The following is a 12,691-nucleotide window of genomic DNA, read 5'->3' on the forward strand; positions in this document are numbered from 1 at the left end:
ATAGCACCACTTTTTTCTCTCAGCCGAATACTTGTTCATGAATTACTTGCTTTTCTTTTTCATATTCTTCAATTCGACTTTTAGATCCTTTTACACTTACACAGCGCTGCTGCAAATTTTCTGCCGTGTCTTGAAGAATCAGCTTTCCTTTTTGCATAATTAGTACTTCTTCAAATAAATTACTTACTTCATCAATTAAATGCGTTGAAATAATGAATGTGCGTGGATAATCTTCATACTCATTTAATAAAAGCTCATAAAAACGCGCCCTCATGGCAGCATCAAGTCCAATATACGGTTCCTCAAAAATGGTGATGCTCGTTCGAGAAGATAACCCAACAACAATCCCTAATGCTGATTCCATTTCTTTAGATAAAACCTTCACTTTCATATTCCAATCTAAATCGAACTCTTCCATAAGTCTCTCAGCCGTTTCTTGGCTCCAATAAGGATAAAAAAGTGAAGCGATTTTTAACACGTCTTTAACTTTTAATGTTTTTTTGAAATTTCCGCTTTCATTAATTAAGCAGATGTTTTGCAAAAGAGAGCGGCTTTCAAACGGAGATTGATTTTCCACCTTTACCTCTCCTGTCGTAACTGGAATATGTCCCGCTACAATCTGCATAAGAGTCGTTTTGCCCGCTCCGTTTCTTCCTAGCAACCCATATATTTTATTTTGTACTAGCGTAAGTGAAATATCTTTTAACACTTATTTGGATCCATAGCATTTATTTAACAGCTGCGCTTCTATATTCATTTTATTTCCCCCTTGTCTAACAGCTCTTTTAATTCGTTTACAGTAATTCCTAAATGCTGTGCTTCTTTTTTCAGCGGAACGATAAAACGGTTATAAAATTCTTCTTTTCTTTGTGTAAGCAATACTTCTTTGGCTCCAGCACATACAAACATCCCTATCCCTCTCTTTTTATACAATATTCCGTGGTCAACTAGCTGATTTTTTCTATTTGACTGTTTAACCACTTGACGGTTCTTTTTACTAGCTCATCCTGCTGCTGTTTAGGAGAAATATTGGCTTTATTATCACCTTTTTGTTTCCCGTACATTCCAAACTGAGCGTGATTAGCTCCTTTTACTTGAACTATCTCTGTATTGTTTGAAAGTAAAGGCTTGGTTTCTTTAATTTTTTCAGGCGTCGACAAACCATCTTTTTCACCGGTTAAAGACAAAATAGCGTAATTGGAGGATGAAAAATTATTCTTATTCATTGGATAAGATGCTAAAAGAACTAAACCTTTTATTGATTTTTGATGATCATACGCATAAGATGCTGTACTCACACTCCCAAGGGAATGCCCTCCGATAAACCATGTGGGAACCTTCGAATAGCTCTTTACAATATCCGTCGCTTTGTTTTGACTAAAAAAACTCATATTAAACGGAGAATCTACAACAGCAACAAGATATCCTTCATTTGCAATTTGCTGAGTATAATAGCCATATGCTAACGGCTCTACTTTAGCACCTTGATAGATAATATAGCCGGCTTTTATCTCTTTGTTGGCTTCGGGTTTAAATACGTAATAACCGCCTTTCTTCACTACTTTTTTCTCGTCTACCAATGTGTGAAGCTGCTTTGAAGGTTCATAATCAAAACCTGTCCATATGACAAAAAAAGCCACGGTTACCGCGACAAGAACTGCAAGACCAACTCCTAATATTTTTAACGTTTTTTCATGTCACTCCCTCTTTCTGTTTTTTTACTATGTACTCTTTTGATATCTTTTAGACACCTTACATGTTTGTTTTAAAGATATACACGAAAAAAGAGAGGCTCAATATGCATGATGGACTAGAAGTGACATAAACCATTACCACTACTCATGAACAAGTAGAGAGAAAGGAAGTTTCAGTAAACATCATACTAAAGGGACAGCCTCACTAGTAGACAACCTTGATTAATGAATATCTCGTTTCTTAAACCTTCCTCCCCTGACTTCAGCAATAGCTGCTACAGCAAAAAAAGCAGATGGATCCATCTCATCAATAATTGCTTTTAACTTTGCTTCTTCAAGCCTGGTAATCACGCAAAAAATTACTTTTTTATCATCTCCCGTATAAGCTCCTTCTCCATTTAAATACGTCACGCCTCTCCCTAAACGAGCAAGAATGGCTTCGCCGATTTGTTCATATTGTTCGCTGATAATCCAAGCTGACTTGGACTCATCTAACCCTTGAATCACAATATCAATCGTTTTAAAAGCAATAAAGTAAGCCATTAAAGAATACATAGCGCGGTCCCAGCCAAATACAAAACCGGCACTTCCCAAAATAAATAAATTAAAAAACATAATCGTCTCGCCTACGGAGAAAGGCGTACGCTTATTAAATAAAATAGCTAATATCTCGGTACCGTCTAACGAACCTCCATATCGAATAACAATTCCTACTCCCACACCGAGAACAATTCCGCCAAACACAGTGGCTAAAAGTGGGTCTCCTGTTAAAACCGGCAAGTCGTGAAAAATAGAGGTAGCAATGGATAGAATGATAACACCGAAAAGCGTAGATAGCGCAAATGTTTTTCCAATTTGCTTGTATCCAATAAAAAAGAATGGAAGATTTAATACGAAGATATAAAACCCGATTTGAATATCTGTTAAGTGGGCTAAAATAATGGATATACCTACAATTCCACCGTCAATAACCTCATTAGGGACGAGAAAAAACTCTAGCCCTACGGCCATTAGAAGGGCTCCCACTAAAATAAACAGCATGCGTTTTACAATCATTTTAGCTGATAGCGAACGATGAACAACCTTTTTTATTTCATGATTCGTTTGCAGCACATAACTTCCCCTCCTTTTTGTGACAGAAACATCAACTACTAACCAAACGCTCTATTTTAATATTATCACAAAATTCAAACTATTCATCTGTTCTTTTACAAAAATTTCATCTAATGAAATAAATTATGAATATATTGGATAAAATTGTAGATGATAACAAGTGAATAAATGCCCGAGTACGTTCAAAAGTGAATGAATATTAACCACTTTTCATACGGGATTAACAGGACAAACTTAGATTAAAAGGAGAGTAAAACGTTATGAACCGTGTAAAGATTATTGCTGCTTCTTTACTCGCAGTTTTATTGCTAGCTTTTTCAGATAACTTCACTTCTGCAGCTGTGCAGGAGGCAATGATACGAGTTGTGCATGCGTCGCCTGATGCACCTGAAGTAGATATATATGTGGACAATCAAAGCATCGTAGTCGGCGCATCCTTTAAAGATGTGACAGATTACCTTAAGGTACCTGCGGGTTCTCATAAAGTAGAGGTATATGCGACAGGTACAAAAGGAAAAGAAAAACCCGTCATTTCCACTAATGTAACCGTCGAAGCAAACAAAGCCTACACCCTTGCTGCCATTAACCAAGTTGCACACTTAGAATTAAAAGTAGCTCAAGATGATATGAACGTAGCTAAAGGAAAGAGTAAAATCCGAATTGCTCACTTTTCTCCAGATGCTCCCGCTGTTAATGTAGGTATTAATCACGGCCCTACTTTATTTAAAAATACTGCTTTTAAACAAATGACAAATTATTCTGAAGTAGATGCAGGAACTTATGATTTAACCATCGCAACTAGTCAAGATAATAAAAAAGTACTCGACATTCCAAATCTTAATTTAGAAGCCAACACGGTCTATACAGTGCTCGCCATTAACAAAGCCGACAGCCTTGAAACGCTTTTATTAAAAGATAATACGGCTATGCCTTCAGAAATGCCAAAAACAGGAATGGGCGGTGCTTCAGAGGATAATTATAATTCAATTGTACCGGTTCTTACTTTATTAGGAATTGGAGCGGTCGCTATATTTGTTGTTCGTCGTCATAGAGGATACGAAAGCGAATGAAATGGATAGGAGGGGGTTTAGCCTTTTCTTTTATACTATTCATGAGCAGTTGGTTTACCCAATCAGCATTTGCAAACAACTCGACAGATTTTGTTGTAAAGATGGCTGAAACAAAATCGGCTCAATCCTTGGAATCTTCAGGGACTGCTTCTGCACTTCTTCCATCTCAGCTTATTATTCCAAAGCTTCATATCAAGGCTTTTATAAAAGGAATGGGCCTTACTAATCAAGGTGAAATGAGCGTTCCTGATAATGGTAATGATGTAGCTTGGTTTAAGCTTGGAGCACGACCTGGAGAAGAAGGAAATGCGGTTATTGCAGGACATGTTGATGACCAAAAAGGACCCGCTATTTTTTATCATCTCGACAAGCTCACAAAGGGAGATGAAATTTTCGTAACCGATCAACAAGGTCAACAGCTGACCTTCGTTGTTACCAATAAAGCTTCTTACCCCCGAGATTCTGCTCCTATCAGAGAGATTTTCGGCCCAACTTTTCAGCATCAGCTTAATTTAATCACCTGTACGGGAACATTTGATCATAAACAGAAAACTCATGAGCGCAGACTCGTTATTTATACAAGCTTACGTCCGGAAAAAACAGCCGATGTTTCTCACTAAACATCGGCGTTTATTACTTTTAATTACATAGTCGTTCGTTTTATTTAAATATTTACACAGCCTTAATATGAACACAACATCTCGCTAGTAAACTAATGCACGCCCCCTCAATAAAAAGGAGTTTTGATATGAGACGAAAATGGTGGTTTGTAAGCTCACTCACTCTTTGTTTATGCGGTATTTTTATGTTTATACATACGCAGGCAGCTTCTACTCAAACAGAAAAAGTAGCAATTATTGCTCATCGAGGCGCATCCGGATATGAACCAGAGCATACGATACAATCTTATCTCGCTGCCATACAGCAAAAAGCGGATTACATTGAACTTGATCTTCACATGTCGAAAGATCAGCAGCTTGTAGCAATTCATGACTACACGGTTGACCGAACGACAAATGGAACAGGATATGTAAAGCAGTACACGGTAAAGCAGCTTCAGCGTTTGAATGCAGGAAGAGGTGATAAAAAAGCCGTCATTCCAACTTTAGAAGAAATATTTCGTACGTTTGGCAATCGAACAAATTATTATATTGAAACCAAATCTCCTCATGAATATCCAGGTATGGAAAAGGAATTATTAACGTTGATGGCTAAGTATAACATTCACACCGATCACGTCATTGTACAATCATTTAGTCCTGAAAGCTTAAAAACCGTCCACCGCTACCGACCGACTATGAAACTAATTCAATTAATCCGTTCCAAGCAAACCAATATGCTAACAGATCAGCAGTTCAAACAAATTAAAACGTACGCGAGCGGCATCGGCCCTAATGCAAATACGCTGACAAAATTATATGTACAAAAAGCTCGCTCCTATGATTTAGACGTCCACCCTTATACAGTAAATGATGAAAAACAAATGAGCACGCTTATCGAGTGGGGCGTAACCGGTATGTTTACAAATTACCCAGACCGTCTTTATAACGTGCTTCATAAAAAATAAACACTTGCAGCTGCAAGTGTTTATTTTTTATACATCTCTTCTATTAGCTCTCCACAAGTACAGGCTAATTAATACTATGGCATAAAGTAAAGCCCAGCCAAACACCAAAAATTTATTTAACCCTTCGTTAATAAATTGAATGATTGCAGATACTGGCGGTAATACGTACAGCAGCAGTCCACCTCCTTGATACGGAAATGAAACGCCTGCCGCTGCAAGCGTCACGATTAAAATAAATAAAGGCCCAAACCACGATAAGCTGCCTTCTCTTACAACATCTCGTGTAAAAACAAGACCTATGCTCATCCCAAGCAAACTAAACGTCCAATGAATAATAAATCCAAACACCATTTGCTTAGTAGATATGTCCACTTCAAACATATCAAGCAGCACGGGATAAGCAATGGAAACTGCTGATAAAAACGTAAACAGCAGGATAGCGCTAATAAGTTTACTTATAAAGTACTTGTTTTTTTTCCCCACATGAAGCTTTGTAATAACCTCTTGACTAGAATCTTCAGCGTGAAACAGCGACATCGTAAACCAAGTAGTTAGAAAAAAGAGGTAAAGTGCCGTATTAAAAAAGCTATCAAGAACTGGATTCGGTCTATATGTATAGTTCATACACAATGAAATAATGTAAAGTGCAAGCGGAGGAATATATCGATACGATTTGATGTATGTAATAAAATGATAGCGGATCAATGCACCCATCTTAAATTTCTTCCCTTTCCATATGATATAGCTTTACAACTTCAGCTTGAACAGCAAGCAATTCTGCTAGAAATTCATTTACATATTTTTTATCTATATAAAAAATCCAGTAGTTTCCGTGCTGTTCAATTTTCGTACACTTTTCTTTTAATAAACGAAGCGGCTTATTGAGAATGACATTTGCCTCAATAACCGTTAAATGCTCAACGAGTTGAACGCGCTCATTTTTTAAAATACGCTGTGAACCAATGGTGATAACGCGATCCGCTACAGCATGAATGAGTCTTTCTTCATGACAAGTAAATACAATGGTCATCCCTCGTTCTTTAAGCTTTGTAAAAATTCGCTCTACTTCTAGCTGAGCACGAGCATCTAAGCCCGATAAAGGTTCATCGAGCAATAGCAGCCTAGAAGAACTCAACAGCGCCTGCATCATATTGACTTTTTGCTTCATTCCCTTTGAAAAAGAAATGATCTCTTCATGTCTAAACTCTACCATTTCGAAAGTTTCGAGCAGCTCTTCAATTCGAGAGGTGCGCTTTTTCTTAGACAACCCTTGAATTCGTCCCATGTGCTGCAAATATCCTGCTAGCGTAAAACGCAGCTCCTGAGGAAACTGTTCTACCACAAATCCAGGCGTACCGGTTTCTTTATGAAGACGAATAGTTCCTTTAGTCGGTTTAGATAATCCGCCAATTAGCTTTAAAAACGTACTTTTTCCAGCACCGTTTTTTCCAACAATCGCGACAGTCTCTCCTTTATAAAGCGTCGTATGAACATTCTCTAATACAGTATGTTTTTTATATACTTTTGCAACATTTTTTAATTCAATCAGTTTTTCCATCCGCTGCCTCGCCTCTCCATAATCCTATATGTTAAATCATAGCATATTTATGGGAAATGTGCTTCCATCTCTATACGTTTCAGCTAAATTTTTCCCACACAAAAAAGCCTTTGATGTGTTCAAAGGCTTTTCCTGGACAATACCATATGCTCTTCATCCACAAATTCACCATCTACTTGAAGAGCCCTTTTTTCATACGCATAAGGAGTAAAACCGAGGCTTTTGTATAGCGCTTTTGCTCCTTCATTTTTAGCAGCAACGGCTAGGTAGATTTGCAAAACATTCGTTTGGGTAAACGCTTGTTCAACTGCTGTTTTTAACAGCTTCTTTCCAAGACCTTTCCCCCTTGCTTCAGGCGCTACGTACATGCCCCAAATATCTCCTTTATGCTGAACCTTTAAAGGCCTTTGCTGCTGAAACCCTACAATCCCCACAAGCTGTTTTTCCATAAAAGCTCCTACTACAAATTCTGAATGGCTGCTTGGAAAATGATTTCGGATATCTGCAATTTCTTTTTCATATTCTTCTTCATAACTTAAAATAAAGCTTTCGGGATGATCTTTTAAAGCACGAAGACGGAGTTCAAAGTACACGTCAGCGTCTTCTCTTACCAGCAATCGTATATTCATTTTTTCACCTTAGTTTCCTATGTTTTAATTAGCTTTAAGGGTTATACACGCTAAATACTTCATTCCACCGGTACAGCTCATAATAATTTCCTGGCAGGTCTAATCCTGAAATGACTACCTTATCATTTTTCGTATCTTTTACACGCGCTACAAGATTTGCTTGTTTTCGATTTGTACGAATCCACATCATTTGATTCGTTGCTTTATGATAAACAGGCGCATAATCTCCTAAGCCTTTTTGGGGAAATGTGAACTGACTTTGCTTATTAGTCTTTACATTCATGCTATACAAAAAGGGCAGCGGTCTCTTTTTTTCATCATTCGACCACCCTGCTTCGAGCACACGTGAAATGATAATGTTATCTTTTTCTGTCCAAGTAAAATCCCAATCTGCAAAGCCTTTTGGAGTAAACACATGTTCTTTAAAAACCGGCATCTCTTTTAAAGTGAATTTTTTATTTTCGGTGGCGAATCTTCCTTCTCCATCAATAAATGCCAGTACTTGCTCTTCATTACTCCACTTAAACCAATTTGGTACATTAAGCATATCTCCTACTGCTTGAAAAGCTTTTCCTTCCTTTGTAATAATGCAGAGCTTGTTAGCATCTGCAGACATCGAAGCCGTTGGAATGGCTAAAAAACTAATCCATTGACCGTTAGGTGACCATTTGAAGCTGCTTGTTGTATACGCAAAAAATGAATCATTTTCCGCTGGCAACGTAGTAAAAGCCTCCACTTTTTTCACGTCTAATCCTGCATGTTTGCTCACTGTATACAGCTTGACCGGGCCCCATCCTGTGGGCGTCAGCGTAGCAGCTGAGGTAATTAAAAAGCGATCACCTTCTGGAAACCATGAAAATTGATCAACGCCTACGGCTACACGCTTTTTTTCATGCGTTTTAACGTTGTAATATACTAGAATTCCATTTGAAATGTACGCAAGTTCCTCGGAAACCGGTGACCATTGATAATGAGTTACATCATGTTCAACAAGTATCGATTTTCCTTTTAATGGTGCAATCATTAAGGAATCATTTTCTGCATAAGCAATCATAGTTCCACGGGATGACCATTGAGGCAAAGAGGCATGATTGGCATAGGATAACTGTCTTTCGGCACCGTTATCATATACCCATAGGTTTCCTTGCCGTATAAAACTAACTTTCACTGAATTGGCAGCATCTATTTGCATAGGGAACAACATAAGAAAAAGCAGACATAACGCTATTTTTTTCACCATGTTCACTCCTGTCTTTTTTTATAGCGTTACACAAATGTCCTCATCTCATGACATTTTTGAAAAAATAAAAAAGCGCAGCTACTCGCTGCGCTTTTTGTATATTATGATTTTGACTTAGATTTTGGTGATGGCTTTGTTTTAGCTTGTGCTGCATTGTTAGCTGCATCTTTTTCTTTTAATAAACTCATACGTTTTTTCAAATAGTAACCTTGTCCAATTCCGAATAAGTTACCAATTACCCAGTATAACGCAAGAGCAGATGGAAGTGAAATCCCTGCTACTAAAATGAAGATTGGCATAATGTTCATCATCATTTTCATTGGAGGTTGAATTTCATCCGTCATACTTACACGAATTTGTAAGAATGTTGTAATCGCTGCAACTACCGGTAAAATGAAGTAAGGATCTGGCTTTCCTAGACTTACCCATAAGAATGAATGCTGAGCAATTTCATGCGTTCTGGCAATAGCATTATAAAATGCGATAATAATAGGCATTTGAATAAAGATTGGCAAACATCCGCCAACCGGATTAATTTTATGCGTTTGGTAAAGCTGCATCATTTCTTTTTGCTGCTTTTGCTGTGTTTCCGGATCTTTTTTACCAGCATATTTCTTTTGAATCTTTTCCATTTCTGGACGAAGGGCTTGCATAGCCATCGTGCTCTTTTGCTGTTTTAAAATAAGCGGCAATAGAACTAAACGAATGATAACCGTCGCAATGATAATAGAAAGACCATAGCTTCCGCCTGCCCATTCAGCAATTTTCGTTAATGCCATAGATAAAGGGTAAACAAAATAATGATCCCAGAATCCGCCGCTTGTAGCCGTTACCGGTGTTTTTGTACTGCTACAGCCGGCTAGAGCTAAAAGAAGCGCTCCCATTACACCAAGCAATAATAATTTTTTATTTCTTTTCATATTCTTTCCTCCTAATAATGACTAAATGTATGAAGTGTTTTTCAGAAGGAAAGGATCTTCTTCATCATTATTCTTCTCTTTAACTGGTGTTTTTCTATACACATGTATAAATACATTTCGTCTTTTCCATATCGTTAATACTGAAGGATCAATCCCTGCATTCGCATGGTCTGTGACAGGTTCCGCATGAAAAGCCGTAAACCTAGCTTCACGAAGCATATAATAACAAAGGATGTATAAAACGAAAGCAGATATATACGGCGCATATAGAAAAAGATCGTGATAAAATTCCATGTGCCAGCTCTCTTTCTGACTATAATAGTACAATCCAATATATGTAGTGTAGCATTTACGTTCCTGTTACACAACATCAACTTATCTCTTTGACTGTTCTACGTATTACTTTTTAAAAAGTTTCATATTTACGACACAAAATTTGCTCACCATAAAATATGATGAGCAAATGTAATGCCACTCTTTATTCTCGGATGCTTACCGCTGTTCATCAGTCTTCTTTTAGTTTCATGAACCACGTAACGCCGAATGCTACACCTACAGAAATAATCATACCGATGATATAGTGAATTAAATTGCTCATGCCAAGCGGTGCAGCAATCGCCATCATTGGAATGCCCGTAAGTCCGTACGCATTGGCTACTACGTGCATAAGGACAACGTATCCTCCCCCAGCTGCCACCTACAGCCGCAGCAATAAATGGCTTGCGAAGTCTTAAGTTGACGCCAAAAATAATCGGTTCTGTAATTCCTAAGAAGGAAGAAATAGCCGCTGGAATTGCAATTTTTTTCGTTTTGGCATTTTTCGTTTTAAAGTAAACAGCCAACCCGGCTCCTCCCTGTGCTACATTCGCGCAGGCCCAAATAGGAAGTAAGAAGTTAACCCCAATCTTCGGATTAGCAAGTAGCCCTGCTTCAATAGCATGAAAACTATGCTGCAAGCCTGTTAATACAATAGTTGAATATAAGCCACCAAACAAAATTCCTGCAAACACTCCGGCTATATCGTATAGAGACTGAAGGCTAATAGAAATTAAATCTCCAATATAGCGACCGAAAGGACCAATAAATACAAGTGACACAAATCCCGTGATAATAACCGTTAAAAAGGGCGTAACGAGTAAATCAACAGAATTCGGCACAATTTTCCGCAGTCCCTTTTCAATTTTACTCATAACATAGATAGCCAATAAAATCGGAACGACCGTACCTTGATAGCCAATAAGCGGAATACTTAGGCCAAACAAATCCATATATTCTGGTTTAGCATCTGCTAATGTCCATGGATTTAGTAGCATCGGATGCGTCAAGATCCCTCCGATAACCGCTCCAAGATAAGGATTTGAACCGAATTCTTTTGCAGCTGAAAATCCAATTAAAATCGGTAAAATGATAAATGCAGCACCTGAGAACATATCCAATAAGACAAATAACGCGCTATCTTCTGAGACCCAGTGGAACGCCTTCATCATTCCGAGCAGCCCCATTAATAAACCACTTGCTACAATAGCTGGAATAATCGGAACAAAAATATTGGAAAGCATGCGGGCAAAGCGAGCAAATGGATTCATTTTCTTTTTCATTTCTTCTTGGTGATCCACTGGGGCAGCAGCCTCTTCGGCACCTAGTTCTTTAACAAAAGCAGCGTGAATTTTATTAACGAGACCGGTTCCAAAAATGATTTGAAATTGTCCTGAATTTGAAAAAGCCCCTTTTACATCTTCTATTTCATCTAAACCTTTTTGATCGATTTTGCTTTCATCTCGAATAACGAGGCGCAAACGCGTAGCACAGTGCTGCGCACTAGCAATATTTTCTTTTCCTCCTAAAAGCGGAACAAGTTTTTTAGCAGTTTCTTTTACATCCATCTTACTTCCTCCTTTTTGTATGTCATATATCATAAAAAAAGCAAGACCTAAAACACGTTTATAAAAGACATACTTGTCCTTCACACGCATTCTAGGTCTTGCCTGCTTTACCAGTCACAATCCCGATTATTCAATTAATACGCTTTCATTGTACTCAAATCAACAATATTCGTCAATGTTTTTTTCTATATTCTTTGCTCTATTCGGCAAATGTGAAGCGTGATGTATCCTAACTCCGCTTCTGGAAAATTGATTTCGTACTCATCTTTGACAAATTGCTTTATTGTTTCAGCGCACTGATACGATTTTTTATATTTGACTTTTAATACTTCGAGCATCTCCTCATCCATCTCGTGAAAAGCTTCATTTTGCGCTAAACGATTTAACGCAAAGCGCAAGTGAGTTAGCAGACGCTGATAGGACATACTGTTTTCATCAATCTGCATATTCAGCTCTTTCTTTATAATCGTAACCATTTCATTAATAATCGTTGTATTCATCATTAGCTGCTGCATCCCCGGTGAATTCAGTTTGGCTGTATGAATATGAAGAGCAATATATCCCGCTTCGTCAATAGGCATCGTGATCCCTAGCTTCTTTTTTATATGCTGAAGAGCCCACACTCCTATTGCATACTCAGGCTGATAGAGAGATTTAATTTCATTGAGCAATTTATTTTGTATGGAAATGCCGCGGGCTATCCTTTCAACAGCAAAGGATAAATGATCGCTCAAAGCAATATGCACATGATTACTTAGCGTAGCACAAAGCTGCTGCTCAGCATAAGAAATGATTTCTTCCGCCACTTGAATATGCTCTTCAGGAAGGTTTTTTAATAGTTCTTGAAACTTTTCCTGCTCTTCTTTCATGACAAAGATCTTCTCAACTTTTGCAACATTAATGAGATCATTTTTACCTTTTTGAAAAGCAATACCGGGACCCATCGCAATTTTTTCAACGCCGCCTTCTTTAAAGACGACGGCATTGTTATTTAACACTTTTAAAATTTTCAAATGC

The 12,691-nt window shown here is 37.8% G+C and carries 14 protein-coding genes and 1 pseudogene; 3 read left to right on the forward strand and 12 right to left on the reverse strand.

The genetic code is table 11. The features are described 5' to 3' along the window. Positions 1-19: 19 nt before the first annotated feature. The 4 genes from ACLHDF_RS04155 to ACLHDF_RS04170 all read right to left on the reverse strand — a co-directional run bounded on the left by ACLHDF_RS04155 (position 20) and on the right by ACLHDF_RS04170 (position 2,807). On the reverse strand, positions 20-709 hold the full coding sequence (locus ACLHDF_RS04155; protein ID WP_413917742.1) for an ATP-binding cassette domain-containing protein: 690 nt from the start codon (positions 707-709) through the stop codon (positions 20-22). A 44-nt stretch (positions 710-753) separates the two neighbouring features. After that, complete coding sequence (locus ACLHDF_RS04160; RefSeq protein ID WP_413917743.1) at positions 754-909, reverse strand: hypothetical protein; 156 nt, start codon at positions 907-909, stop codon at positions 754-756. Between the two features lie 38 nt (positions 910-947). Continuing rightward, complete coding sequence (locus ACLHDF_RS04165; protein ID WP_413917744.1) at positions 948-1,640, reverse strand: alpha/beta hydrolase; 693 nt, start codon at positions 1,638-1,640, stop codon at positions 948-950. A 276-nt stretch (positions 1,641-1,916) separates the two neighbouring features. Continuing rightward, entirely contained in the window at positions 1,917-2,807 is an 891-nt protein-coding gene (locus tag ACLHDF_RS04170) for a YitT family protein (protein ID WP_413917745.1), read from the reverse strand. Positions 2,808-3,067: 260 nt separating this feature from the next. On the opposite strand from ACLHDF_RS04170, the gene ACLHDF_RS04175 reads away from it, so the two are divergent. The 3 genes from ACLHDF_RS04175 (at position 3,068) to ACLHDF_RS04185 (ending at position 5,444) form a co-directional block, all read left to right on the forward strand. After that, positions 3,068-3,877: a DUF4397 domain-containing protein gene (locus tag ACLHDF_RS04175; protein WP_413917746.1), complete on the forward strand. Its 810-nt coding sequence runs from the start codon at positions 3,068-3,070 to the stop codon at positions 3,875-3,877. Then, positions 3,874-4,497, forward strand: a complete 624-nt coding sequence (locus ACLHDF_RS04180; RefSeq protein WP_413917747.1) for a class F sortase — start codon at positions 3,874-3,876, stop codon at positions 4,495-4,497. The genes ACLHDF_RS04175 and ACLHDF_RS04180 overlap by 4 nt, the downstream gene beginning before the upstream one ends. 128 nt (positions 4,498-4,625) lie before the next feature. Continuing rightward, complete coding sequence (locus ACLHDF_RS04185; RefSeq protein ID WP_413917748.1) at positions 4,626-5,444, forward strand: glycerophosphodiester phosphodiesterase family protein; 819 nt, start codon at positions 4,626-4,628, stop codon at positions 5,442-5,444. Between the two features lie 27 nt (positions 5,445-5,471). Here the strand turns inward: ACLHDF_RS04185 and ACLHDF_RS04190 are convergent, their stop codons facing one another. From ACLHDF_RS04190 to ACLHDF_RS04225, 8 genes and pseudogenes are all read right to left on the reverse strand, one after another. Next, positions 5,472-6,158: an ABC transporter permease gene (locus ACLHDF_RS04190; protein WP_413917749.1), complete on the reverse strand. Its 687-nt coding sequence runs from the start codon at positions 6,156-6,158 to the stop codon at positions 5,472-5,474. 1 nt (position 6,159) lies between these two features. Beyond that, positions 6,160-7,002: an ATP-binding cassette domain-containing protein gene (locus ACLHDF_RS04195; protein ID WP_413917750.1), complete on the reverse strand. Its 843-nt coding sequence runs from the start codon at positions 7,000-7,002 to the stop codon at positions 6,160-6,162. 119 nt (positions 7,003-7,121) lie between these two features. Further along, on the reverse strand, positions 7,122-7,631 hold the full coding sequence (locus tag ACLHDF_RS04200) for a GNAT family N-acetyltransferase (RefSeq protein ID WP_413917751.1): 510 nt from the start codon (positions 7,629-7,631) through the stop codon (positions 7,122-7,124). 34 nt (positions 7,632-7,665) lie between these two features. Then, on the reverse strand, positions 7,666-8,871 hold the full coding sequence (locus ACLHDF_RS04205; RefSeq protein ID WP_413917752.1) for a TolB domain-containing protein: 1,206 nt from the start codon (positions 8,869-8,871) through the stop codon (positions 7,666-7,668). A gap of 101 nt (positions 8,872-8,972) precedes the next feature. Further along, positions 8,973-9,791: a membrane protein insertase YidC gene (gene yidC / locus ACLHDF_RS04210; RefSeq protein WP_413917753.1), complete on the reverse strand. Its 819-nt coding sequence runs from the start codon at positions 9,789-9,791 to the stop codon at positions 8,973-8,975. Between the two features lie 21 nt (positions 9,792-9,812). Continuing rightward, positions 9,813-10,085 (reverse strand): hypothetical protein, encoded by a 273-nt coding sequence (locus ACLHDF_RS04215; protein ID WP_413917754.1) that lies wholly within the window; start codon positions 10,083-10,085, stop codon positions 9,813-9,815. A 211-nt stretch (positions 10,086-10,296) separates the two neighbouring features. Then, positions 10,297-11,674, reverse strand: a pseudogene (locus ACLHDF_RS04220) (sucrose-specific PTS transporter subunit IIBC). Between the two features lie 185 nt (positions 11,675-11,859). Then, a complete protein-coding gene (locus tag ACLHDF_RS04225; RefSeq protein WP_413917755.1) occupies positions 11,860-12,687 on the reverse strand; it encodes a PRD domain-containing protein in 828 nt (275 codons plus the stop codon). Positions 12,688-12,691 lie beyond the last annotated feature (4 nt).

The organism is Priestia megaterium, from assembly GCF_046599315.1.
Taxonomy (GTDB): Bacteria; Bacillota; Bacilli; order Bacillales; family Bacillaceae_H; genus Priestia; species Priestia megaterium_F.

Coding starts and splice junctions, on each gene's coding strand:
- ACLHDF_RS04205 (WP_413917752.1), bottom strand. CDS start 8,871: ATGGTGAAAAAAATAGCGTTATGTCTGCTTTTTCTTATGTTGTTCCCT.
- ACLHDF_RS04215 (WP_413917754.1), bottom strand. CDS start 10,085: ATGGAATTTTATCACGATCTTTTTCTATATGCGCCGTATATATCTGCT.
- ACLHDF_RS04190 (WP_413917749.1), bottom strand. CDS start 6,158: ATGGGTGCATTGATCCGCTATCATTTTATTACATACATCAAATCGTAT.
- ACLHDF_RS04175 (WP_413917746.1), top strand. CDS start 3,068: ATGAACCGTGTAAAGATTATTGCTGCTTCTTTACTCGCAGTTTTATTG.
- ACLHDF_RS04185 (WP_413917748.1), top strand. CDS start 4,626: ATGAGACGAAAATGGTGGTTTGTAAGCTCACTCACTCTTTGTTTATGC.
- ACLHDF_RS04200 (WP_413917751.1), bottom strand. CDS start 7,631: ATGAATATACGATTGCTGGTAAGAGAAGACGCTGACGTGTACTTTGAA.
- ACLHDF_RS04195 (WP_413917750.1), bottom strand. CDS start 7,002: ATGGAAAAACTGATTGAATTAAAAAATGTTGCAAAAGTATATAAAAAA.
- ACLHDF_RS04160 (WP_413917743.1), bottom strand. CDS start 909: ATGTTTGTATGTGCTGGAGCCAAAGAAGTATTGCTTACACAAAGAAAA.
- ACLHDF_RS04180 (WP_413917747.1), top strand. CDS start 3,874: ATGAAATGGATAGGAGGGGGTTTAGCCTTTTCTTTTATACTATTCATG.
- yidC (WP_413917753.1), bottom strand. CDS start 9,791: ATGAAAAGAAATAAAAAATTATTATTGCTTGGTGTAATGGGAGCGCTT.